This is a genomic window from Streptomyces shinuiensis, assembly GCF_043660855.1.
In the GTDB taxonomy this organism is placed as follows: Bacteria; Actinomycetota; Actinomycetes; order Streptomycetales; family Streptomycetaceae; genus Streptomyces.
The window spans coordinates 1,306,593-1,330,528 of sequence record NZ_JBIHML010000001.1 but is presented as its reverse complement, the minus strand read 5'-3'; the positions used below and the strand labels follow the sequence as shown (position 1 = coordinate 1,330,528).

Below are 23,936 nucleotides of genomic sequence, written 5' to 3'. Positions count from 1 at the left end.
TTCCTCTGGGAGCGGGGAGTGGTTCCGGGTCGTCCCGGTCAGTGGTGGAACTCGCCGGCGTTGGCGTCCAGGCAGTGACCGGTGACAGCACGGGACATGTCGGACATGAGGAAGAGCGCGACATCGGCGATCTCGTCGGGTTCCGGCAGCCTTCCGAGGTCGAGGGTGGCCGCCACCTCGTCGTAGATGTCCTGCACGGTGACGCCGCGCTGCTCCGCCCACTGGCCGAAGCCCTCACGCAGTGCGTCCGCCCAGATGTAGCCGGGGGCGATGGTGTTCACCCGGATGCCCTGGGGGCCGAGTTCGGTGGCCAGGCTCTGGGCGAGGGACAGTAGGGCGGTCTTGCTCATCTTGTAGGCGCCGAAGAGCCGCTTGGAGTGGCGCAGCACGGCCGAGTTGACCATCACGACCGATCCGCGGCTGTCGGCGAGAGCGGGTGTGAACAGCCGGGTGAGCCGCAGTGCGGCGTACACGTTGGTCTCGAACCCGGCGCGTACGTCGGTCAGGTCGACGTCGAGGAGGTCGGCCAGCGGGGGCACGGCGAAAGCGTTGTTGACGAGGGCGTCGACCCGGCCGAAGGTGTCCGACACCGCCTTGGCCAGGGCGGCGGCCGACTTCTCGTCGGTGATGTCGGTCGGCACGGCCAGGGCCCGGCGCCCGGTCTGCTCGACCTCGGCGGCGATCTCCGCCAGCCGGGACTCCGTTCGGGCGGCGAGCACGACGTCCGCGCCCGACCGCGCCGCGCGCAGGGCGATCGCCCGCCCCAGGCCCGGACCGACTCCGGAGACGACGACGACCTTGTTCTCGAGCATGGTGATCCTCCGGCACCTAGACCTATGTGGACGGGAGTTCGATCGACAGGGAGTGGCGGAACACGTTGCGCGGGTCGTAGCGCTGCTTGACCTGCTGAAGGCGCGGATAGTTGGCGCCGTAGTAGATCGCCGGCCAGGGCACGCCCGAGGTGTTCCAGGCCGGGTCGGCGAGATCGACGTCGGGATAGCCGATGTACGCGCCGTCGTTGACGTCGCCGGGGGCGGGCACCCCGCCGGTCTCGGCGTAGACATCGCGGTAGAACCGCCGCATCCACGCGATCCGGGCCTCGTCCTGGTCCTCGGACTGCCACACTCCGCCGCTGTAGACGACCTTGAGCACCGAGTCCCGCTGGGCGGTGGCCGTGGCCTCCGGGGAGACCGTGTTGACCTTTCCGCCGTAACCGGCGATCACCACGCACGTCGTCGGATTGGACTGGCCGGGATCGGTCAGATAGCGGTGGATGACCTGCCGCTGGTGTGCGGTGAAACCCTTGCGGAAGTTGCCCGACTTGTCCTTGTAGCGGCCCTGGGGGTCGTTCGGGAAGCTGTACGAGGGCATCCAGGAGCTGAACCACGGGACGACTTCCGCGGTGTGCACCACCGGATCGACACCGACGCCCTCGGTGACGGACGCGTAGTGCTCGTCGAAGACGGCCTCGGCGTCCGGTCCGTCATGGTCGATCACCACCGTCATGCCGAACATCCCGGAGGACCGGTGGGTGGCGATCAGATTGCTCCACAGTCCCGCCGCGGGACTGCCGGCGTCGTCGTTCTTCTCGTACCACTCACCGTAGTTGCGCAGCAGTGTGCCGAAGGCGTCCTCGGTCATGCCGTCCCAGGGCCACATGACGGTGCGCTTCCGCACCCGGGCCGGCGCCCTGGGCAGAAGCGCGGCGGGGTCGTCGGAGTCGGCGCCCGGCGTGCGCAGCCAGTACCGCGTCACGACACCGAAATTGCCGCCGCCGCCGCCGGTGTGCGCCCACCACAGATCGCGGTGCGGATCGTCGGGGGCGGAGGTGGCCACCACGGCCCCGGCCCTGCCGGACGCGTCGACGACCACCACCTCCACGGCGTACAGGTGGTCGACCACCAGGCCGTCCCGGCGCGAGAGATGGCCGTAACCACCGCCGAGGACATGGCCGCCGGCGCCGACGTCGAAGCAGGTGCCGCCGGGTATGGTCACCCCCCAGCGTTTGAACAGGGTGCGATAGACGTCCCCCAGTGTGGCCCCTGCCCCGACCTCGATGGCACAGCGCCGCCGGTCGTGCGCGATGCCGCTCAGCTGGGACAGGTCCAGCAGCACGTCGATCTCGGGTGCGGCGGTGAAGTTCTCGAAGCAGTGCCCGCCGCTGCGGACCGCGATCCGCTTGCCGGCGGCCACCGCGTCCCCGACCGCCGTCACCACCTCGTCGGTGTCCAAGGGAAGGCAAATCCGTTCGGGCCGGCCCGTGAAGCGGTGGTTGTAGCTCTGGACGAGGTTCTCGTAGCGGGTGTCCCCGGACTCGATGACCAGCGGGGATGTCGGTCCAACGGCCTTGTCCGTCATGCTTGTTCGCGCCTTCCTGTGTCCGGTGCCGCAGCAGACGTTCGCACGGCGGTGGCACGGGCCGCATCTCGTGGCTTGCGCAGCTCCTCCCGCGACCCGTTCTCCGCACCGGGGTGTCGCGGCCGGCCGCCGCCGGGGGTCTCGAGCGACCTCGCCAGCGCGAGGGCGTCCGCGCGCATCCGGCCGCCGAGCCGTGGCCGCTGTCCGGTGTCGGAGTACTCCCGGGGCGTGGCGCCGCCGGTTCGTCGGAGCACGGTCACGCTGTTCTGCCGCAGCTTGTGGCTCTCCAGCAGGCTCAGCACCTCGAACTCGCCGGGGCGCAGCCGCTGGCTCTCCGCGATGTACTGGAGGATCGCCTCCCCTTCCGGGTAGGTCATCAGGTAGTGCATGACCACGATTCCGCCGTCGGGGTCGATCAGCTCCCAGCAGTTTTCGAAGAAGTAGAGGCAGTCCCAGGCGTCCACCCAGGCGAAGTCGATGGGCCGGAACTCGTCGGGCAGGCGTTCGACCGCGCTGCGCAGGTCCGCGTTGACCACGGTGACCCGGTCGGCCAGGCCGAGTTCGGCCAGCGCCCGCGTCACCCGGGGGGCCGACGAGTCGGCGTCGGAGAAGTCGTCGATCGCGACGAGTTTGGGCCGGTAGGGCTCGAGATAGCGGGACGGCACCAGCAGCGCGGGCTCGGCCTGGACCCAGTCCTCGTCCAGCTCCCGGCCGTCCTCGAGGTACGGCAGGGTCTTGCGGGCCAGCCCGTCGGCCTCGGCCGCGGCCTGCTCCTCGGCCTCGGCCAGCGCTCGCGCCAGGAACGGCGTGGTGTGCCCCATCCCGATCTCCAGCACCCGGTGCGGCCGCACCAGATGGATCAGCGAGGCGAGGAGCGGCGCCACCACCTCGGTTCCCATGCCGGGCATCCGCAGCCGCTCGACCGCGTTCCGGAACCGCCGGTCGGCCGCCGCCTCACGTGGCATTTCCGGCACCCCTGCCCTGCTCGTACTCGACGGCCTGGTAGAGCGCCTTGATGTTGCCGCTGCCGAACGAGCGTGCCCCCATCCGCTCGATGACCTCCAGGAAGAGAGTTCCCCTCGGGTGCACGGACCGGGTGAAGATCTGGAACAGCTGCCCGTCGTGGTCCTCGTCGATCAGGATGTTCAGGCGTTCCAGCTCGGACACGGAGTACCTGAGCGGCGTCAGGCGCTCCGGCAGCACGCGGTAGTAGGCGGCGGGGGTGGGCAGGAAGTCCACGCCCCGGGAGGCGAGCGCGTCCACCGAGCGCACGATGTCGTCCGTGGCGAAGGCGATGTGCTGCACGCCGGGCCCGTTGTGACTCTTCAGGAACTCGTCCAGATGGCCGGTCGCCCTGGACCGGTCCGGCGTGACCAGAGTGAAGGTGACCCCACCGGAGCGGCTCTCGACCACCTTGGTGATCATGACCTGGTCGTCGACCTCGATCCGCTCGGTGAAGATCAGTTCGAAGTCGAGCACCGCGCGGTAGAAGTCGACCGTCAGGTCCATCTCCGCGGGCTCGACGCAGATCGCGAAGTGGTCGATCTCCCGCAGGCCGCAGTCCGGGGCACCGGTACCCGGCCCGCTCGGCGTAAGACCGGGCAGCGTGCCGTCGTCACCGCCGTCGGAGCGCTGTACGAAGGTGTGCGTGATGTCGCCGATCCCCGTGATGGTCGCGGTGATCACGTTGCCGTGCGCCGCCGGTGCCGACACCGGCCGGGCGCCGCGGCGGACCGCCTCCGCGAAGGCGGCGCCGGCGTCCGGGACGCGCAGCGCGATGTCGGCCACGCCGTCGCCGTGCTTCTCCACGTACTCCGCCCCGGGATGAGTGCCCGCGAGCGGCTCGCTCAGCAGCAGCCGGATGTCCCGCCCGCCGAGCCCCACCGAGCGCGCTCCGCCCGGCTCCGGCTCGCCGTCCGAACGCGCGTACACCGTGAGGCCGTACCCCCGGGCCAGCCAGTCGGTCGAGCCCGCGAGGTCCGTCACATAGAACTTGACATGGTCGACAGCCATCCCCGAGAAGGGCGTCGCGGCCGTTTCCGTCCGCCCGCTCATCGTCGTCTCCTCGTCCTTCCGCAGGCGCTGCGCGAGCGTGCGCGGCCTGAGGTCCGTCCAGTGCTGGTTCACGTAGGCCAGGGACGTGGCGCGGTCGGCCGGCGGGCGGGCGACGCTCCAGCCCGCCGGCACCGTCGCGGCGGCCGGCCAGAGCGAGTGCTGACCCTCGTCGTTGACCAGGACCGAGAACAGCGCGTGCTCGTCGTCGAAGGAATCGGTCATCGTTGCTCTCCTTCCGTCAGACTTGCCGGAGCCGGTCCGGACGGTCCCAGCAGGGCGTCCAGGCCGAGCACCGTCGGCGCGTCGAAGAACTGGGTGATCGTCAGGTCCGTGCCGAACACCGACCGGATACGGCTGAGCAGGCGCATCGCCGCCAGTGACTGTCCGCCCAGGTCGAAGAAGCTGTCGTCGATCCCCACCCGGGGCACCTCCAGCGCCTCCGCGAAGAGCGCGCACAGCGTCTCCTGCCGCTCGTTCCGCGGCGCCCGGCCGGTGGAGCCGGTCTCCGGCCCGGGCTTCGGCAGCGCCCGCCGGTCCAGCTTCCCGTTGGGGGTGAGCGGAAGTTCCGGCACGGCGACGAAGGCGGCCGGCACCATGTAGTCGGGCAGCAGCTCCGCCAGGTGCGCCCGCAGGCCGGCGACGTCAAGGTCGCCCCGGGCCGGTACGCAGTACGCCACCAGCCGCTGCTCCTGGGCCGAGGCCACCCCCACCACCGCGGCGTGACGGATGCCCGGGAAACGCGCCAGCGCCGCTTCCACCTCGGCGAGCTCGACCCGGAAGCCCCTCACCTTGACCTGCTGGTCGGCGCGGCCGAGATACTCCAGCAGGCCGTCGTGGCCCAGGCGCACGAGATCCCCGGTCCGGTACATCCGCTCTCCGGGAGCACCGAACGGGTCCGGCACGAAGCGTTCGGCGGTCAGGTCGGGCCGGCCGAAGTACCCGCGGGCCAGTCCGCGACCCGAGATATGGAGTTCACCGATGTCGCCGGCCGGTACGGCGCGCAGCTCCGCGTCGAGAACGTGCAGGCGGACACCGTCCATCGGCCGTCCCACCGGCACCGGGCCGTCGAACCCGAGCGGGGCGGTCATCGGCAGGTGGGCGCTGAACAGCGTCGCCTCGGTCGCGCCGTACATGGCCCGCACCACCAGGTCCGGGTTGTGCTCCAGCGCACGCCGGACGGCGCTCGGCGCGATGACGTCGCCGCCGGTCAGGACCTCCCGCACACCGGTGAGACAGCCCGGGTCCGCCTCCATCAGGACCCGGAACAGACCGGCGGTCAGATGGACGCCTGTGATCCGCTCCTCGGAGATCAGCCGGCGGATGACGGCCACGCCGAGATCCCCCGCCGGGGGCACCACGATGTGTCCGCCGTGCAGCAGCGGCACCCAGAGTTCGTAGGTGGAGACATTGAAGGCGTAGGGCGCCAGCATCAGCACCCGCCGGTGGCGGTCGCCGTCCCAGACCGAGTCGAGTGCCAAGCCCAGCGCTTCCCTGTGGGTGACGGCGACCCCTTTGGGTGCGCCCGTCGATCCTGAGGTGTGGATCACGTACGCCAGCTGGTCCGGGTCGACCGGGACGCCGGGATCGTCCGCCGGATACTCGGCGAGACCTCGTTCACCCTCGACGGTCACGACCTCGGCGCCCTCCGGGAGGCCGCGCCCGTGCGTCTCCTCGTCCGTCAGGAGGACCGGCGGGGCGCAGTGATCCATGATCAGCTGCATGCGCCGCAAGGGGTACGCGCTGTGCAGCGGGAGGTAGCAGCCACCGGCCTTGAGTACCGCCAGGATCGCCACCACCACGTCCACGGAGCGTTCCATCAGCACCGCGACCGGTGTGTCGGTCCGTACCCCCAGCTTGCCCAGCCGGTGCGCGAGCCGGTTCGCGCGCTCGTCCAGCTCCCGGTAGGACAGGCGGTGGCCGCCGGACGAGACGGCTACGGCGTCCGGCGTCCGGCGTGCCTGTTCGGCGAAATTCCCGTGCACGGAAGGCAAAGCCATGGTTCCTCTCCGATGTGTGGAATCAGCTGTCGAGAAGTTCCTGAACGGATTGCCGCAGGTCGGGGAACGAGGAAAGGTCCGGCACCGTCCAACCGTTCAGGTCGTACTCCGCCAGGCACTCGTCGACGAGCGCCTTGTAGGAATCGACCTGTCCATTCGCCAGCTGCGCGAAGAGCAACTCGATGCGAGTGTTCTCGTGGCTTCCCGCGTAGTTGCGCTCGTAGAGTTCATGGCGCCCGCCGAACTCGGTGCCCACGGCGTCCCACAGCAGTTTCATCAGCTTGACGCGCTCGACCGCGTCGACACCGCCGGACCCACGGACGTACTTGTCCAGGTAAGGCCGGATCTCCGGATTGGCGAAATCCCTGGAACTGGAGTTGACGTAGATCAGCCCGCTGGCCACGTCCTGGAGCACGATCTCCCTGATCCGCGGATAACCGATCTGCAGGAACCAGCGGTAGGCGAGGCCGTACTGCGGATTGGGCAGCAGCGCGTCGTTGTGCCAGGCGACCGGGTTCCGGGCGGCGGCGTCCGACAGCCCCCAGAAAAGATTGCGCCAGGCCAGCACCTCGCCGATACGGCTCTGCACGCCGCGGAAGTCGCTCGCGCCGGTGATCTCCAGGGCCTTGGCCAGCAGTCCGGCGATGAACTCCAGCTTCACCGCGAGCCGGGTGCAGCCGTGGAAGGTGAAGCGCTCGATGAAGCCCGACTGGCCGGTGAACATGCGGATCTTTTCCGGCTGGCCGTAGATGAACACGTTCTCCCAGGGGATGAGCACCTTGTCGAGCACCAGGATGGTGTCGTTCTCGTCCAGCCGTGAGGAGAGCGGGTAGTCGAAGGGGCTCCCCGTCGCCGCCGCCGTCGCCGTGTAGGACGGGCGGCAGATCAGTTTCATCCCGGGAGCGTCCATCGGCACCGTGGCGACCAGCGCGAACGTGCGGTCCTTGATGGGCAGGCCGTAGTGGGCGATGAAGTTGTAATGCGTGAGGGCCGATCCGGTCGCCACCACCTTCGCCCCGGACACCACCAGGCCGGCGTCCGTCTCCCGCTCGGCGTGCACGAAGACATCGGCCACCTGGTCCGGCGGCAGGCCGCGGTCGACCGGTGGGTGCACGATCGCGTGGTTCCAGTACAGGACCTTCTCCTGCGACTCGGCGTACCAGCGGCGCGCGTTGTCGGCGAACGGCTCGTAGAATTCCGCGTTCGCGCCGAGAGTGCCGAGGAACGCCGCCTTGTAATCGGGACTGCGGCCCATCCAGCCGTAGCTCGCCCGTGCCCAGGCCGCGATGGCCTGCTGGGCGCCGATCAGGTCATCGCCGGTGCGCGGGGTGGTGAAGAACCGGTGCGTGAAACCGTCGCTCCCGGTGTCGGTCGGTGCCGTCAGCACCGGTCGCTGCCGCGGATCGTGCAGGGCGTCGTACAGCCGGGCGACCATCCGGGCCGGATTGTGGAACGCGGGATGGCTGGTGACGTCCTTGACGCGCTCTCCGTTGAGATAGATCACGCGGTCGTCGCGAAGGCTTTCGAGATATTCCTGACCGGTCAGCGGGCGGGTCTTCCGCCCGGTTCCGTCACCGGTATCACGACCCTCGGCCATCAGCCGCCTCCCGTTGCCGCCGTCTCGAAGGAACACACCAGAGCGTGGCATCCCCAACGGCTCTCGGGCTTCTCCCAAGATGCGCGGTCCGAACGCCATGACCGGCCAACTCGGCAACCTCGGAGATGCTCCCAACCGGAGCCGCGCAAATCATGGGCAGGTCCGCCCGGCAAGACATCTGAAGGGGAACTCCTGAATGCGGAACCGCATCGACATCGACATCTGGGTACCGCTCTACCCGTTCATGCCGTACTTCCTCGACCGGACCCGTGAGCTGGCCGACCAGTTCACCTCCGCCCATCCCGAATACCGTATCCAGGTGACGGGCGTGGACTGGCTGTCGCTTCCGCAGGCCGTGCACGACGCGGCCCGGCGGGACGCCGCTCCGACCATCGCGCAGTACTTCTACACCTCGACCCAGGAAGCCCTCGACGCCCGGAAACCGAACGGGGAACCACTGTTCACCCCGGTGGAACGGGCGATCGCGGGCCGCACCGAGATCCTCGGTGAACCGGTGGTCCTCGACGACATCACTCCGGCGGCCCGCCGGTACTACACCTTCGACGGCGAGGTTGCGGCCATGCCCCCGCTCACCTCGACCACCCTGCTCTACGCCAACACCAGCCTTCTCGCCCGGGCCGGCATCGACGACGTCCCGCGGACCTGGGCGGAACTGGAGGCCGCCTGCCGGGCCGTCGTCGCGCTGCCGGACGGTCCGGAGTACGGGGTCAACTGGCCCAATCACGGCTGGCTGTTCCAGCAGGCGGCGGCCCAGCAGGGCGCGCTGCTCGCCGACCACGACAACGGCCGCTCCGGCCGGGCCGGGACCATGCGTCTCGATTCGGACGCGATGCTGGCGTACTTCCGGTGGTGGCGGCGGCTGCACCGGGACGGGCTGTACCTCTACCGCGGCAGGCCGACGTCCGCCCTGAGCGACTGGGACGCCAACTTCCGCGCGTTCGCCGACCAGAGGGTCGCCTTCACCCTCACCACCTCGGTCGAAGCCGAACGGATGATCGGAGCCGGCCGGGACGGCGGCTTCACGGTGCGGGCGTGCCGGATGCCGTACAACGAGCAGGTGCCCTACGCGGGCAACGTGATCGGCGGTGACGCGCTGTGGCTGGCGGACGGCCTGGACCAGGCCGCGCTGGACGGCGCGCTGGCCTTCATGCAGTACCTCAACGCTCCGCGGGTGGCCGCCGACCGCCACCGGGACACCGGCTTCATCGCCGTCACCGACGGGGCGATCCGGCTGCTCGACGAGGAAGGGTGGTTCAAGGAGAACCCGCACTTCCGCACGGCCCTGGACCAGCTCGCCGCCAACGACGGCTCCCCCGCCGCGCAGGGCGGGGTGCTCGGGGACTTCGCCGGGATCCAGCGTGTGCTGACCGAGGCCATGCACGACGTCCTGGTCTCCGACGTGGACGCGCGCGACCGGCTGGGCCTGGCCAACGCCCAGGCGCAGCGGTTGCTGGACGACTACAACGCGGCCTGCCGCGGGCTCCGTGCCAGGGGACCGATCACCGTCGGCTGAGCCGGGGGCGGGGTGGGGGAGGAGAGGCGCGGGGTGACGACTCGATCACCCCGCACCCGCCTGCCGGTCCTAGCTCCGGGGCTCGTGCCGCAGACCCAGCGGAGCGTCCGGCGCCGCGACCACCTCGGCCAGCACCTTGCGGAACCGGTCCACCATGGCGGCCACCGAGCTCTCGTCGTAGAGGTTGCTGTTGTACTGGATACAGGCCACCACATCGCCTGCCGGATCCAGATTGAGCGTCCACAGCGCGCCGTTCGGCACGTCCGAGCCCACCGGCTGGGAGTCCAGCCGGCGCCGGATCTCGGTGTACTCGACATCGCCGATCTTCTCCCCGTCCAGCACGAACGGGAACGGGAACACCTGGAAGACGCAGGCGGCGCGGGCGTCCTCCATGACCGGCAGCATCAGCTCCGGTGCCTGAGCCAGGATCTGCACGCACGGAATGTCGTGGGAATAGGCCTCCAGGCAGGTGGTCCGAATCCGGCCCACCACCTCGCGGAAGTCCTGGCAGCCGGCCAGTTCGGTGCGCAGCGGCAGCAGATTGAGGAACGGTCCGACCGTGTTGTGGAACTCCTCCTTCCCACGCCCGGGGGAGAAGGTCGGGACCACGACGTCGGTGCTGCCGGTGGTCCGCTGGACCATGAGCGCGAACGCGCCGAGCAGCACCATGAACGGAGTGCTGCGCAGCGCCCTGGACAGCTCCACCGCCCCCGACACCAGCGGGGCGTCGAGGGTGAAGCGGTACACCGCCGTGGACTCCGGCAGCCCGGACGACTTCGGCCGGTCGGTGGGAAAGGAGATGATCCGGGCGCCCGCGAGCTTTTGCCGCCAGAACTCCCGCGAGCGCTCCGCCTCGGCACTCGCCGAGAACGCACGCTGCCAGGTCACGAACTCGTGGTAGGGGAGTGCCGGGGGTGGTTCCGGTACGTCCCGGCCGCGCCGCGCGGCATAGCGAACGGCCAGGTCGCGGATGATCCGCCGGACCGACCACCCGTCGGCCGCGGTGTGGTGCACGATCAGGGCCAGCACCGCGGACTCCTCGTCGAAGCGCAGCAACGTCGCCTTGAGCAGGGGAAGTTCACGCGCGTCGATGGTGCCGGACTCGATCTCGGTCAGCAGCCGCTGCGCGGCCCGTTCACGGGAGTCCGCGTCGGTGGCGTCCGCCTCGCGCACCTCCAGCCGTACCGGGGCCGGCGGCCGGACCTGCTGGTACCACTCGTCGGCGCGCCGGACGACGACCGTGCGCAGGGCCTCGTGGCGTGCCACCACATCGTCCAGCGCCTGCCACAGGGTGTCGGTGTGCACCTTTCCGTACAGCCACCAGCCGTGGACGATGTGAAAACGCGGGCCGAACGGCCCCTCGTCGTCACCCCGGTCGAATCCGTAGAGGAACTCCTGGGTGTACGAGAGCGGAATCCGGCCGACGGAATCGCCGGCCTGTGGCGTGCTGTCAGAGCTCATGGGGTGCTGTCCTCCCACCGGGATCGGCCGAACCTTGCGGGGAATTCGCGGGGAACCCTAGCCTCTGCCCCTTCGCCTGGGTTCTTCCGGCGTGCTGGCAATCCGGAAGATGTACCGCTCCCTTGCCGCGTGTGACCGTGGCTGGCAGTCCATCCGTCCACGGAAGAACGGCTAAGGAGCTGCGCTGGAATGACGGCCGCCACGATTCGCGCTTCCGAACCGCCGTCCCCGTCCGAACCCGGTCTCACACCCGCCGAGATCATCGCCAGGGCGGAGGCCATGGCGCCGACGCTCGTGGCGCGCCAGGCGGAGACGGAGCGTCGCACGTACTACGCCCAGGACACTCATGAAGCGTTCGCCGACGCGGGCTTCTACCGGATCCTGGTCCCCCGGCGTTACGGCGGCTACGAGTTCGGCATCGACACCTTCCTGCGGGTAACGACGGCGCTCGCCCGGGGCTGCCCCTCGACCGCCTGGATGTTCTGCCTGGGAGCCACCCACGCGCTCCCCGTCGCGTCGCTGTTCGGCGAGCGCGCCCAGGCCGAGCTGTTCCGTGGCGGCGACTTCGTCTGCCCGGCGACCATCGTGCCGAGCGGCTCGGCGAAGCGGATCCCGGACGGTGGCTGGGAACTCAACGGGACCTGGAAGTACTGCTCGGGATCGCCTTACGCGACCCACTTCCTCGGTCATGTCCTGGTTGCCGGTGAAGCGGAAGAACCCCCGGTGCCGATGCTGTTCATCGCCCCGCGCGGCGAGTTCCGCCGCCTCGACGACTGGGGCGGCCAACTCGGTCTCAAAGGCAGCGGATCGCACAGCATCGTGATCGAGAACGGCCGGATCCCGGAGCATTTCGCGCTACCCGGGACGCACATGAGCGAGGTGGACATCACCGAGGGCACGCCGGGCAGCCGGCTGCACGGGAACCCGGAGTACGGCGGCGGCCCCCTCAGCTTCATGCTGCTGGAGGTCGCATCGCTCGCCGTCGGCATGGCCCGGGGCGCTCTCGACGCCTACGAGGGGCTGATGCGCGAACGGACCACCTTGTTCCCCCCGGTCGTCACCCGGGCCGAGGACCCGGACTACCAGTTCTGGTACGGCGAGGCGGCCGGGCTCATCGCGACGGCGGAGGCCGCCGTCCGGCAGGCGGTCCGGCAGTGGCACGACCTGTGCGCCGCCGGTCCGGGCGTCTTCACCCGCGAGCAGGATCTGCGCCTCGCCACCATCTGCCGTGAGGTCATCCGGCTGTCCTGGCGCGCCGTGGAGGGGCAGCTGTTCCCGACGGCCGGTTCCAGCGCCGCCCGGAACGGCGAGCGGATCGAGCGGGTCTGGCGTGACATGTCCACGCTACACAGTCATGCCGGAGTCGGCGTGCTGCTGAGGTCGGTGACCACACGCGAGCTCGCCCGCGCCCGGTTCGGCGTCAGGTAGCCGTCGTCGGAGAGCCGCCGGTCCGACGGCGGCATGACAGTCCGGACCGCCCGCACGGGGCCGGCCGGAGCCACTCACTCAAGGATCGGGAACCGTCGCATGACCGGGACCGAACTGCCCGCGGTGACGATCGCACGCGCCGGACAGGCGCCGTTCGCCGCGGCCACCGCCGTGTTCAACCTCGCCGCCCCGGTACGGCCCGCCGCGGCGGTCACGGTCCGCACCGCCGGGGAGGTCCGGGCCGCTGTCCGCCACGCGGTGTCCGAACGGCTGTGGATCCGGCCGCTCACCAGTGGGCACGCCTCCTCCTCGGCCCGCCCGATGGACGACTCCCTGCTGGTGCGCACGGAGCCGGCGGGCCCGGTCGAGATCGACGCCGCGGCCCGGACCGCGCGAGTCCCGGCCGGGACTCGCTGGGGCGCGGTCGTCGAGGCCGCCGCCGCACACGGGCTGGCGGCGGCGCACGGCACATCGGCGACCGTCGGTGTGGTCGGTTACCTGTTGCGCGGCGGAATCAGCGTCTACGGGCGGCACACCGGGCTCGCCGCCAACACCGTCCGCGCCGTCGAACTCGTCACCGCGGACGGTGAGCTGCGCCGCGCCGACGCCGTGACGGACCCGGAGCTCTTCTGGGCGCTGCGCGGAGGTGGCGGCGGTTTCGGCGTGGTCACCGCGGTCGAGATCGGCCTGTTCACGGTGGACCGGGTGATCACCGGCGCGGCGTTCTGGCCCGTGGCGCACGGTCCGGAGCTGTTCTCCCGGTGGATCCGGTGGACCCGTGACGCCCCCTCGACAGTCACCACGGCGCTGCGGGTGATGAATCTGCCGGACGTGCCCGGCGTCCCGCCCGGTCTGACCGGTGGGCCGGTGGTGTGCCTGACCGGTACGGTGCTCGCCCGCACCGAGCACGACGCGGTGACCGCGCAGCGGCGCGCCGAGGAGCTGCTCGGACCGCTGCGGGCCGTCGCCGAGCCGCTGCTCGACACCTGGTCCGTCGCCGCACCGCCCGCGGTGGCCGCCTCCCACATGGACCCCACCGATCCCGTGCCCGTGGCCGGCGACCACCTGCTGCTCTCACCGCTCGGGCAGGACGGCGTCGACACCTTCCTCCGGCTGCTCGGCGAAGGTTCGGGGTCGCCCCTGGTCAACGCCGAGCTGCGCCAGCTCGGCGGCGCCCTGGCGGCGCACGATCCGAACGGCGGGGCGCTGAGCCGCCTCGACGCGGCCTTCGCCTTCACGGCCGGCGGCCTGGTGACGGATCCCGCCGCGGAGGCCGCGATCCGCGCACATTGCGCCGAAGTCCGCTCGGCCCTTGCTCCTTGGGACACCGGGTGGACCGCGCCCACACTCGTCGAGCGCCTCGACCAGCCCCAGCGGCACCTCTCCCCCGACGCGGTCGCCCGCGTGGACCGTGTCCGCCGCCGGACCGACCCGTCCGGGATCTTCCGCCACGACATCCTCCCGGGTGCCTCGGCCCTGTACGAGAAGGAGGTCGACGCACCGGCCGGAACGATGTCGAATTCCGGCCACCGGCACCGACTTGCAGACGAGCGACGTCTGTAGGGGGCGTCCGCGACGTCAGGAGCGCGAGTGTGAAGTACATGCTGATACTGCACATGGACCCCACCGCGTGGGACACCCTCGCGGACGATGCCCGTGAGGAGTTCGTGCAGGGGCACCGCGCCTTCCACAAGACCGTCGAGGAGGCGGGTGAGCTGGTCGCCGCGCACACCCTGGCCCATGTGTCCCAGAGCACCGTGGTCCGCGTGGTCGACGATGCGGTGTCGGTCGTCGGCGGCCCGCTCCTGGCCTCCCCGATCCAGTTCTCCGGCTTCTACCTGATCGACTGCGAAACCGCCGGACGCGCACAAGAGCTGGCAGCCCTCCTGCCCGAGGCCCGAATGCCGGGGCTGGGCATCGAGGTGCGGCCGATCATGCTGCCGTCCGGCATCGAGATGTGACCGGTGGGGCGCGCGACTCCGTGCCGACGCGTGCCCCACCGGGAGATCGGACCGTGTCGCCCAGCCGTCCCCGGCCTTGGAGAAAGAGGTTGCACATGAGTTCGCCGACACCGGACCGTGCGGTCACTCTGCTGTCGCTGACGGGCTTGCGGGCCATATCCCTGCTCTTCGTCTTCATAGGCCACTCGCTCGCCCTCGGGGTGTTCTCCGACCCGGAGGCAGCCGCCGACTACAACATGCTGACGGGCAGCGGGCGCATAGCGTTTCTCGCCGTCTCGTTCTTCTTCGTCCTCAGCGGATTCGTGCTCACCTGGTCGGCGAAGCCGGGCCAGAGCGCGCGCGGCTTCTGGCGGCGCCGACTGGTGCGCATCGGACCCTGCCACCTGTTGATCGCGGCCATCGCCCTCGTCCAGTTCGCCGCCGCCGGTGAGACGCTCAGATGGGGCCCCGCGCTGGCGAACATCTTCCTGGTGCAGAACTGGTGGCCCGACCAGGACATGATCATGTACCAGCTCAACGGCACGACCTGGTCGCTGTCGGTCGAACTGCTGTGTTATGCGATGTTCCCGCTGCTGTTCCGGCTGATCAGCCGTCTCGGCACCCGGGCGCTGTGGTCCTGGGGCATCGGCCTGGGCCTGGCCGCCGCGCTGATCCCCCTGGTCAGCTACCCGCTGCTCTCGGGTTTCCCGCCGAGCGAGTTCTATCCCGCGGGGTCCTGGCCCCAGCTGTGGGCGCTGTACTTCTTCCCACCCGTCCGGTCGATCGAATTCGTCATCGGCATGATCCTCGCCCGGATCATCGCCACCGGGCGGTGGCCGAACATCGGGATCCTGCCGGCCGTCCTGCTCAACGTCGCCGTCTATCTCCTGCTGTACGTCCTGCCCGGCCCCTTCGGGAACGCCGCGCTCTACCCGATTCCGTCCGCGCTGCTGATCGCGGCCGCAGCCACCAGGGACCTGTCCGGGCGGGCCTCGGTTCTCGGAGGGCGGTTCCTGGTCTGGCTCGGGGAGCTGTCCTTCGTCTTCTACGTCTCCCACCTCGTCGTGATGTTCGCGGTGCACGCGGCCTTCACCGGTGACGTGGTGGGATACGCCCGCGCGTACACCCGGGTGACGTTCGACACGCCCGTCGCCATCGCGTTCATGGCCGGTGTCCTCGTGCTCTGCGTCGGGGTCGCCTGGGTGCTGCGCAGGACGGTCGAACTGCCGGCCATGCGGCGCTGGAGCCGCCCGGCGTCGCCCCGCGCACCCCGCCGGGATCCCGAACCACAGCCCCAGCCCCACCCGTGACCCCACCCCTCACGATCGGAGACAGCCATGGCCGACGCGGCCGACACGACCGAGTCCCCGTCCTACCCGATGCCCCGTACCTGCCCGTATGCGGTGCCGGACGGGTACCGCGAACTGCGGGAGCGCCCCGCCCTCGCCAAGGTGAGACTGCCCAGCGGGAAGCTCGCCTGGGCCGCGAGCCGCTACGAGGACGTCAGGGCGATGCTGGGCGACAACCGGTTCAGCTCCGACCTTCGTCACCCGGGATTCCCGCTGCTGATGGACCACCAGGTCCCCGCGCCCGAGTTCTCCACCTCACTGGTGGGGATGGACCCGCCCGAGCACACGCTGGCCCGGCGCGCCGTGGCCGGTGACTTCACCCCGCGCAGCGTCGACCGGCTGCGCCCCCGGATTCAGGAGATCGTGGACGAGTACGTCGACCGGCTGCTGGACGGGCCCCGCCCCGCCGACCTCGTCGACGCGTTCGCCAACCCGGTCCCGTTACTGGTGATCTGTGAGCTGATCGGCGTGCCCTTCGAGGACCGCGAGTTCTTCCTGCGGATTTCCTTCACGGTGATGAACGCCACCACACCCGAGGCCGGCGCCCGCGGTATGGCGGAGCTGATGGGCTACATGGACAAGCTGGTGACCGACAAGGAGCGGGAGCCGACCGATGACGTGATCGGGCGGCTGGCCGCGCGGCGCGGCGAGCCGGGTGTTCCCGACCACCGCGACCTCGTGGCGATGGCCTTCATGCTGCTGATGGCCGGCCACGAGACACCCGCCAACATCATCGGGCTGGGCGTCATGCTGCTCCTCGACCGCCCGGACCTGCTCAAGACGCTGCGCGACGACCCGTCGCGCTGGCCGGCCGCCGTCAACGAGCTGCTGCGGTATTTCACCATCGCGGAGATCGCCAACTCCCGGGTCGCCCTGGCGGACGTCGAGCTCGGCGGTGCCCGGATCGCGGCCGGCGAGGGCATACTCGGCCTGACGGTGGCCGCCAACCGGGATCCGGAACGCTTCGCCGACCCCGACGTCTTCGACATCGACCGCGTCGAGCAGCGTCACCTGGCCTTCGGGTACGGCGTGCACCAGTGCCTCGGCCAGCACCTGGTGCGGATCGAGCTGGAGACGGCCCTGGCGACGCTGTTCGCCCGCATCCCCGACCTGCGGCTGGTCGAGCCGGTCGAGAAGCTGCGGTTCAAGGAGGAGCACGTCAACTACGGTCTGCACGCGCTCCCGGTCACCTGGTGAGGGGGAGCGTATGCGGATCAGGACCCACTCGGACACCTGCATCGGCGCGGGCCGGTGCTTCCGTACGGCGCCCGAGCTGTTCGACCAGAGCGAGGCCGACGCCACCGTCGTCGTGCTGGTCGACCAGGTGACGGGCGACCGGCTGGAGCAGGCGCGGGAGGCGGTCGACGACTGCCCGACGCGCACGCTGTACCTGACCGAGGACTAGCGATCTGGGAGGGAACGGAGATGGGCGGCGCGGGGCCCTCGGGGCCCCGCGCCGCCCATCGGGTGGGTCACTCGCCGACGTCGGCGCGGCTCGCCCGCTGGAAGTAGACCCCCGCCAGGACCGCCAGCAGGACGAAGACGACGGTGGAGACGGCGCCGACGGAGTGCATCCCGCTCACGAACGCCGAGTGCGCCGACTCCAGCAGTGCCGCCGAGGCGTCGGAACCGAGGTTCGAGGCCTCGGCGGCGGCCCCGGCGACGGTCTCCCGCGCCCGGTCGGCGGCGGCGCCGCCCAGCCCCGCGGGGAGCGCCTCGCTCACCCGGTGGCTGTACACCGCGGAGCCGATCGTGCCGAGGACCGCCAGCCCGAGCGCACCGCCGAGGTAGTTCGCGGTCTCCGCCATCGATGCGGCGGAACCCGCGCGCTCCGGCGGAACCGAGCCGACCACCAGACCGGTGCCGAGCGCGAACATGGGACCGGCCCCCAGACCGATGATCGCGGTGCCGAGCACCGGAGGCCAGGCACCGTGGCCGTCGTTCGCCACGATCAGCACCGCCGCGCCGACCGCGGAGAGGATCATGCCGCCGATGATCGCGGTCCGCGGCGTGATCGCGCGGGTCAGCGCCGGCGTGGACATCGTCCCCACCGCCATGCACAGACCCATCGGCATGAACCACAGGGCCGAGGCCAGCGGGGAGTAGCCCAGCACGGTCTGGAGCATCTGGGTGACGATCAGGGCCGTTCCCGCCAGCACCATCCCGGCCAGCGCCAGCGCGGTCAGGATGAGGGTGAACGAGCTGTTCGCGAAGAGCCGGAGGTCGAGCAGCGGGTCCTCGACGCGGAGCTGACGGCGCACGAACAGGGTGCCGAACACACCGCCGACGACCAGCGCCACCCCGGCGGACAGGGTGCTGCCGCCGCCCAGCGAGAACACCTTGATCGCGTACACCAGCGGAAGGATCCCGAGCAGGGAGAGCACCACGCTGGTGATGTCCAGACGTCGCGCCTGCTCGGGGCGGAACTCCGGGAGGAGCATGGGCCCGGCGATCAGCACCACCGCCGCGACCGGGATGGCCAGCAGGAACACCGCGCCCCACCAGAACGGGACGAGCAGCACGCCGCCGAGCACGGGCCCGATGGCGGCTCCCGTGAAGGTGCAGGTGGCCCAGATCGAGATGGCCTTCCCGCGCTGCCTGTCGTCCCGGAAGATGTTGGTGATCAGGGCGAGGGTGGACGGCATCAGCGTGGCGCCCGCCATGCCCTGCACGCCGCGCGCGATGATCAGCATGATCGGGCTGGTCGCCCACGCGCAGGCCAGCGAGGCCAGCGCGAACACCGCCATCCCGATCATCAGGAGCCGGCGGCGTCCGATCCGATCGCCGACCGTGCCCATGGTGATGACCAGACCGGCCACCATGAAGCCGTAGGCGTCGGTGATCCACAGTTGCTGGACGTTGCTGGCGCCCAGGTCCGCGGTGAGATGGGGCAGCGCGAGAAGCAGAACGTTCGCGTCGAGCGCGACCAGCAGTGTCGGCAGCGCGAGGACCGCGAGCGCCCACCAGGGCCGTGCTCCGGATTGTGTGGGGCTTGTTACCGCCGCGGTGACGGTCATGTCGTGTTCGTCCTCTCGCTCGTCAGAGTGCCGTTCACGGCATCGTCGGAGCGGGGGGCGAAATCTTGCGCCGGATCGCGGAACTTTTTTCCCAGGAGGTCGCCGTGGTGCGTCGCGTCACCCGTTCGGCTTACTCAGACGGTCCGCCCGGAACTCCAGGAAGCGCCGCTCCGGGAGGCTGGCCGTACGCCGTGCCGCCTCCCGGTAGCTCTCGCGGGCCGCGTCGTGGTCGCCGGCCATCTCCAGCAGGTGGCCGCGTACGGCGTGCAGCCGGTGGTGGTCGGCCACCCGGTCGTCCTCGCCGAGGGGGTGGAGCAGGTCGAGGCCGGCCTGCGGACCGTGGGCCATGGCCGCCGCTACGGCGTGGTTCAGCGTGACCATGGGATTGGGGGACACCTGTTCGAGCAGGCGGTACAGGATGACGATCTGCCGCCAGTCGGTCTCGTCCGCGCTCGGCGCCTCGGCGTGCACCGCGGCGATGGCGGCCTGCAACTGGTAGGGGCCCATCGGCCCGCGGGCGAGCGCCTTGGTGGTGAGCGCGAGGCCCTCCTTGAGGGCCGCCGTGTCCCAGCGGGTGCGGTCCTGTTCCGCGAGCGGGATGAGGTTCCCGTCGTCGTCGGTGCGCGCGGGGCACCGGGCGTCCGTCAGCAGCATGAGCGCGAGCAGGCCCGTCACCTCCGGGCTGCCGGGCATGGCGCGGCGCAGCGCGCGCGTCAGCCGGATCGCCTCGCGCGTCAGCTCGACCTGGTGCAGTTCGGCGCCGGAGGTACTCGTGTATCCCTCGTTGAAGATCAGGTAGAGCACGTGCAGGACCACGCCGAGCCGCTCCGGCCGGTCCTCCGGCGGCGGCAGCTCGAACTCGGCGCCCGCGGCCCTGATGCGCTGCTTGGCGCGGCTGATGCGCTGGGCCATCGTCGCCTCGGGCACCAGAAAGGCGCGCGCTATCTGGCCGGTGGTCAGGCCGCCGCAGGCCCGCAGCGTCAGCGCCAGCTGGGACGACGGGGACAGACTCGGATGACAGCAGAGGAACAGCAGGATGAGTGAGTCGTCCTGGTCCGACGGGTGGAGTTCGGCGGGGCCGGACTCCACCGGCTCGTCCGCCCGTGCCATGGCCGCGACGGTCGCCTCCCGGCGCCGGCGGGCGATGTTGCTGCGGGCGCGGTCGGCGAGCCTGCGGTGGGCGACTCTCGTCAGCCAGCCGAGGGGATTGCCGGGGACGCCGTCCCTGCGCCATTGCACGATCGCGTCGAGCAACGCGTCCTGGGCGGCGTCCTCGCACTCGTCGAACCGGCCGTAGCGGCGGACCAGGGCGCCCACCACCTGGGGGATCAGCTCCCGCAGCGGTGCGCCGACCTCGGTGTCGCCGTTCACGGGCTTCTCCGGCGCCGGGCCGAAAGCGCGGAGCCGAGAGGCGCTGCGACAGTCATACGAACTCGGGCCATCCCCTGTCGTGCGGTGCGCGGCACTGCCGGTCGCCCGGCAGCCGGTGCCGACACCGTACCGCAGCACGACTGGTCGGTGCGTCTGCGAACACGCGTTCGCGAAGGGGCGCCGAGTCAGTGGTGGTACTCGCCGCAGTTGACGTCGAGGCAGTGCCCCGTGACGGCACGGGCCAGGTCCGAGGCGAGGAAGACCACCGCGTCGGCGGTCTCTTCGGGAGTCTGCAGACGGCGCAGATCCATGTCGGCGGCCACCTCGTCGTAGCCCTCCTGGAGCGACATGCCGCGCGCGGCCGCGAGGCCCCCGACGAAGCTCTTCACCTTGTCGGTCCACATGGGTCCCGGAGCCACGCTGTTGACCCGGATGCCGTCCGGTCCCAGCTCGGTGGCCAGGCTCTGGGCGAGCGCGAGCAGCGCGGACTTGGCGATCTTGTAGGCGCCGCAGGCACGCTTGGAGTGCCGCAGAACCGACGAGTTCACCATGACGATCGAGCCGCGGCTGTCGCTCAGCGCCTGGGTGAACAGCCGTGACAGCCGCAGTGCCGCGTAGACGTCCACCTCCATGCCGAGGCGGATGTCGTCCATGGACGTGTCGCAGAGCTCGGTGTGGGGAGGTTCCACGAGAGCGTTGTTGATCAGGGTGTCGACCCGGCCGAAGGTGTCGAGCGCCGCCGCGGAGAGCGCCTCGGCGGCGGCCGGATCGGTGATGTCGGTCGGCACCGCCAGCGCGCGGCTGCCGGACTCCGCCTCGACGAGCTCGGCCACCTCGTCGAGGTAGGACGCGGTGCGCGCCGCGAGCACGACGTCGGCCCCGGCCTGGGCGCAGCGCACGGCGAGCGTCCGGCCGAGTCCGGAGCCCACCCCCGACACGACGACGACCTTGCCGGGAAGCAACTGCGGAACCTTCATCTGCGTACGTCCTCTCGATAAGGCGCGGGCAGGCGCGCGAGGGGAGCGGGGCCCGGGGGCGTGAGGGCCCCCGGGCGGGGGATCACGCCGAGGCGCCGTTGCTGAAGACGACCGGCCGGACCTCGATTCCCAGACCCTCCACCGCGGCGTCCGGGATCATCGCGGCGAGCTCGTGGGCGCGGTCCCGGTCCTCGACCTCGATGAGGTAGTAGCCGCCCATGAACTCCTTGGACTCGGCGTAGGGGCCGTCGGTCACCGCGGGGACCCCACCGCGCACGCAGACCACGGAGCTCTGGTCGGGACCGGCCAGGGCCACGGTGCCGACGAACTCACCGGACTCCGTGATCTTCTGCATGAACTCGCTGTGGCCCTGGAACACGGCGTTGCGCTCCTCCTCCGACAGGGCGTTCATGACCTCGGTGTTCGGGTACATCATGATCAGGTACTTCACGGTGCTGCTCCTAGCTCGAGTGAGGCGTCCAGTGCGCCTCTTCAGCTCTTCGTCGGCGCCGAAGCGCTGTTCTCTACATCGTCCTCGAAGATTTTTCCCGCGGTGGACCACGAGCCCGAGGGGGGCGGCTCCCGCGAGGTCAGTAGGTCACGACGGCGCGGAACCGGACATCCCCGGACGCCGTCCTCGCGACCGCCTCCGAGATGCCCTCCTTCGGGAAGACCTCGCAGACCGGTGTGACCGAGCCGCGCGCGACCAGGTCGAGGGCCTCGGTCAGGTGGTGCAGGCCGTTGTGCGTGGCGCCGATGACCTGCTGGCGGAGCGACCAGAACGGTGCCGCCGGACCGATGGTGAACGGGTTGCCCGGATCGATCGTGGCCAGGACGATACGGCCGCCCGGCCGCAGCCCCTGGAGGGCGTCGGTGGCGGACCGGTAGGAGATGCCGGTGACCAGGATGACGTCGGCGCCGCCCGCGGCACGCAGCTCGGCGCCGTCGGCCACCACGGTGCCGGCGCCGAGCCCGACCGCCAGGTCGTGCTTGTCGGGCGAGCGGGTGATGGCCACCGTGTCGAACCCGCAGGCCCGGGAGAACTGGACGGCCAGGTGTCCCAGCCCGCCGATGCCCAGCACGGCGACCCGCTCATGGGGCTGGGGCTGTGCCGCACGCAGCGCGCTCCACGAGGTGTAGCCCGCACACAGGACGGGCGCGGCCGTGGTGTAGTCGAGTCCCTCCGGCAGCAGCACCGTGCTGGCCGCCTTGACGCAGAGGTACTCGGCGTGACCGCCCTGGGTGTTGAGCCCGGTCATCACCGACGCGGCGCAGTTCATCCCGGACTGTCCGGTGAGCGGGAGGTTGCGTCGGCAGTAGTCGCACCGCCCGCAGGTCTCCTGCACCCATGTCGTGCCGACCCGGTCGCCGACCCGCCGGCTCGTCACTCCGGGGCCCAGCTCGACGACCTCGCCCGCGGCCTCGTGACCGGTGACCGCCGGGCTGAAGGACGGGAACGGGAAGACGCCCCGGGCGACCCAGATGTCGTTGTGGCAGATGCCGCAGGCGCGCACCCGGACCAGGACCTCGCCCGGACCGGGCGTGGGAGCGGGGACATCCCGGATCTCCCAGGGCGCCTTCGGCGCCGCTATGACGGCGGCCTTCATCCGCGACCACCCTCCGGCCCGAGCCGCACCGGCAGCGACTCCAGCCCGTTCATGATGAACGTGCTCTGCGGCTTGATCTCCTCGGGCGGTACGGCCAGTTCCAGGTCCGGGAACCGCTCGAAGAGCGCGGGCAGCGCGATCCGCAGCTCGGCACGGGCCAGTGGCATGCCGATGCAGCGGTAGATCCCGTGTCCGAAGGACAGGTGGGTCTTGTCCTCCCGGGTCAGCTCGAACCGGTCGGCGCTCTCCCCGTGCACCGCCGGATCCCGGCCGGCGGCGGCGAACGCGACGAGCACCGGCTCGCCCTGAGGGATCGTCACCCCGCCGACCTCGATGTCCTCCGTGGCGAACCTGAACGGCAGGTGCGCCACCGGAGCCTCGGCGCGCAGCGTCTCCTCGATCACGTCCTCCCAGTCGGCGTCCCCCTTGCGGATCAGCGCGTACTGCTCCGGGTGGGTGAGGAGGGCGTGGACCGCGTTGCCGATGAGGTTCATCACCGGCTCGGTCCCCGTCGCCAGCATCAGATGCAGCGTGCCCACCAGCTCGGACGGGCTCAGCCGGCTTCCGTCCGCCTCCTGGGCGGCGATCAGGTCGCTGGTGAGGTCGTCCCCCGGTGTGGCGCGCTTGCGTTCCACGAACGCGTGCATCTGCTGGTGCCAGCGCTCGACGTTGGCCGCCGCCTCCTCGGGGCTGGTGGTCGTGTCGACGTTCACCTCCCCGCCGTGCAGCAGGGCGGCGCGCTCCTCGGGCGGTACCCCGAAGAGGTCGGAGATGACCCGGGCCGGGAGCGGATGGGCGAAGCGCTTCTTCAGGTCCACGGGTTCGCCCGGTGCCGCACCGGCCAGTTCGTCCAGCAGTTCCGACGCCGCCCGCTCGACCATCGGGCTCATGGCCTCGACCCGGCGCGGCGTGAACGCCTTGGCCGTCAGCCGCCGCAGCCTGCTGTGGTCGCTGCCGTGCGCGGTGGTCAGGTTGTCCATCAGCACCCATCCGATGAGCGGGAAGTCGGCGCCTATCTCCCCGTCGCGGAACGCGGGCCAGTGCTTGCGCGGGTCCTTCGAGAACCGCGGGTCCCCGAGGACCCGCAGGGCGGCCTCGTAGCCGGTCACCGACCAGGCCCGCACCGCCCCGGGGAGCTCGATCCGGGAAACGGGGCCCTGACGGCGAAGCGCGGCGAGCTCGGCGTGGATGTCGGCGCCGGTACGGTCGATGACGGTCGGGGGGTGATGTGTCACAACGGCCTCC

Annotated in this window: 20 protein-coding genes; 7 read left to right on the top strand and 13 right to left on the bottom strand. The window is 70.8% G+C overall.

Translation table 11 applies throughout. The annotated features are described in order from the left end of the window. Positions 1-38: 38 nt before the first annotated feature. Genes ACGRHY_RS05865 through ACGRHY_RS05840 form a run of 6 tightly spaced genes read right to left on the bottom strand, consistent with a single transcriptional unit; the run spans position 39 to position 8,007 of the window. Positions 39-812: an SDR family oxidoreductase gene (locus ACGRHY_RS05865; RefSeq protein ID WP_394634339.1), complete on the bottom strand. Its 774-nt coding sequence runs from the start codon at positions 810-812 to the stop codon at positions 39-41. Positions 813-834: 22 nt separating this feature from the next. Then, positions 835-2,358 (bottom strand): FAD-binding oxidoreductase, encoded by a 1,524-nt coding sequence (locus ACGRHY_RS05860; protein ID WP_394634338.1) that lies wholly within the window; start codon positions 2,356-2,358, stop codon positions 835-837. Continuing rightward, a complete protein-coding gene (locus ACGRHY_RS05855; RefSeq protein ID WP_394634337.1) occupies positions 2,355-3,323 on the bottom strand; it encodes a class I SAM-dependent methyltransferase in 969 nt (322 codons plus the stop codon). Before ACGRHY_RS05855 ends, ACGRHY_RS05860 begins: the two co-directional genes overlap by 4 nt. Then, a complete protein-coding gene (hppD, locus tag ACGRHY_RS05850) occupies positions 3,313-4,635 on the bottom strand; it encodes a 4-hydroxyphenylpyruvate dioxygenase (RefSeq protein ID WP_394634336.1) in 1,323 nt (440 codons plus the stop codon). The genes ACGRHY_RS05855 and hppD overlap by 11 nt, the downstream gene beginning before the upstream one ends. After that, a complete protein-coding gene (locus tag ACGRHY_RS05845; RefSeq protein ID WP_394634335.1) occupies positions 4,632-6,410 on the bottom strand; it encodes a non-ribosomal peptide synthetase in 1,779 nt (592 codons plus the stop codon). Before ACGRHY_RS05845 ends, hppD begins: the two co-directional genes overlap by 4 nt. 22 nt (positions 6,411-6,432) lie before the next feature. Continuing rightward, positions 6,433-8,007: a 4-hydroxyphenylacetate 3-hydroxylase family protein gene (locus ACGRHY_RS05840; RefSeq protein WP_394637933.1), complete on the bottom strand. Its 1,575-nt coding sequence runs from the start codon at positions 8,005-8,007 to the stop codon at positions 6,433-6,435. 196 nt (positions 8,008-8,203) lie between these two features. Here ACGRHY_RS05840 and ACGRHY_RS05835 point away from each other — a divergent pair, with 196 nt between their 5' ends. Next, complete coding sequence (locus ACGRHY_RS05835) at positions 8,204-9,541, top strand: extracellular solute-binding protein (RefSeq protein WP_394634334.1); 1,338 nt, start codon at positions 8,204-8,206, stop codon at positions 9,539-9,541. Between the two features lie 69 nt (positions 9,542-9,610). Here the strand turns inward: ACGRHY_RS05835 and ACGRHY_RS05830 are convergent, their stop codons facing one another. Continuing rightward, complete coding sequence (locus ACGRHY_RS05830; protein ID WP_394634333.1) at positions 9,611-11,002, bottom strand: condensation domain-containing protein; 1,392 nt, start codon at positions 11,000-11,002, stop codon at positions 9,611-9,613. A gap of 189 nt (positions 11,003-11,191) precedes the next feature. On the opposite strand from ACGRHY_RS05830, the gene ACGRHY_RS05825 reads away from it, so the two are divergent. From ACGRHY_RS05825 to ACGRHY_RS05800, 6 genes are all read left to right on the top strand, one after another. Beyond that, the gene (locus ACGRHY_RS05825) at positions 11,192-12,430 is read left to right on the top strand and encodes an acyl-CoA dehydrogenase family protein (RefSeq protein ID WP_394634332.1); all 1,239 of its coding nucleotides are present in this window, start codon (positions 11,192-11,194) and stop codon (positions 12,428-12,430) included. A gap of 99 nt (positions 12,431-12,529) precedes the next feature. Continuing rightward, the gene (locus tag ACGRHY_RS05820) at positions 12,530-13,993 is read left to right on the top strand and encodes an FAD-binding oxidoreductase (RefSeq protein ID WP_394634331.1); all 1,464 of its coding nucleotides are present in this window, start codon (positions 12,530-12,532) and stop codon (positions 13,991-13,993) included. Positions 13,994-14,031: 38 nt separating this feature from the next. Continuing rightward, positions 14,032-14,391 (top strand): YciI family protein, encoded by a 360-nt coding sequence (locus tag ACGRHY_RS05815; RefSeq protein WP_394637932.1) that lies wholly within the window; start codon positions 14,032-14,034, stop codon positions 14,389-14,391. 95 nt (positions 14,392-14,486) lie between these two features. Beyond that, positions 14,487-15,680: an acyltransferase family protein gene (locus ACGRHY_RS05810; RefSeq protein ID WP_394634330.1), complete on the top strand. Its 1,194-nt coding sequence runs from the start codon at positions 14,487-14,489 to the stop codon at positions 15,678-15,680. A gap of 27 nt (positions 15,681-15,707) precedes the next feature. Next, positions 15,708-16,916 carry a cytochrome P450 gene (locus ACGRHY_RS05805; protein ID WP_394634329.1) on the top strand — a complete coding sequence of 403 codons (1,209 nt, stop codon included), beginning with the start codon at positions 15,708-15,710 and terminating at the stop codon, positions 16,914-16,916. Between the two features lie 10 nt (positions 16,917-16,926). Beyond that, positions 16,927-17,124, top strand: coding sequence for a ferredoxin (locus ACGRHY_RS05800; RefSeq protein WP_394634328.1), 198 nt, complete (start codon positions 16,927-16,929; stop codon positions 17,122-17,124). A gap of 67 nt (positions 17,125-17,191) precedes the next feature. On the opposite strand, the gene ACGRHY_RS05795 is transcribed toward ACGRHY_RS05800, so the two are convergent. From ACGRHY_RS05795 to ACGRHY_RS05770, 6 genes are all read right to left on the bottom strand, one after another. Next, the gene (locus tag ACGRHY_RS05795; RefSeq protein WP_394634327.1) at positions 17,192-18,736 is read right to left on the bottom strand and encodes an MFS transporter; all 1,545 of its coding nucleotides are present in this window, start codon (positions 18,734-18,736) and stop codon (positions 17,192-17,194) included. 117 nt (positions 18,737-18,853) lie between these two features. Further along, positions 18,854-20,107: an RNA polymerase sigma factor gene (locus tag ACGRHY_RS05790; RefSeq protein WP_394634326.1), complete on the bottom strand. Its 1,254-nt coding sequence runs from the start codon at positions 20,105-20,107 to the stop codon at positions 18,854-18,856. A gap of 185 nt (positions 20,108-20,292) precedes the next feature. Then, positions 20,293-21,084, bottom strand: a complete 792-nt coding sequence (locus ACGRHY_RS05785) for an SDR family oxidoreductase (RefSeq protein ID WP_394634325.1) — start codon at positions 21,082-21,084, stop codon at positions 20,293-20,295. An 82-nt stretch (positions 21,085-21,166) separates the two neighbouring features. Next, a complete protein-coding gene (locus tag ACGRHY_RS05780) occupies positions 21,167-21,535 on the bottom strand; it encodes a YciI family protein (protein ID WP_394634324.1) in 369 nt (122 codons plus the stop codon). A gap of 139 nt (positions 21,536-21,674) precedes the next feature. Then, the gene (locus tag ACGRHY_RS05775; RefSeq protein ID WP_394634323.1) at positions 21,675-22,691 is read right to left on the bottom strand and encodes an alcohol dehydrogenase catalytic domain-containing protein; all 1,017 of its coding nucleotides are present in this window, start codon (positions 22,689-22,691) and stop codon (positions 21,675-21,677) included. Then, on the bottom strand, positions 22,688-23,926 hold the full coding sequence (locus ACGRHY_RS05770) for a cytochrome P450 family protein (protein ID WP_394634322.1): 1,239 nt from the start codon (positions 23,924-23,926) through the stop codon (positions 22,688-22,690). The genes ACGRHY_RS05775 and ACGRHY_RS05770 overlap by 4 nt, the downstream gene beginning before the upstream one ends. Positions 23,927-23,936: the final 10 nt, after the last annotated feature.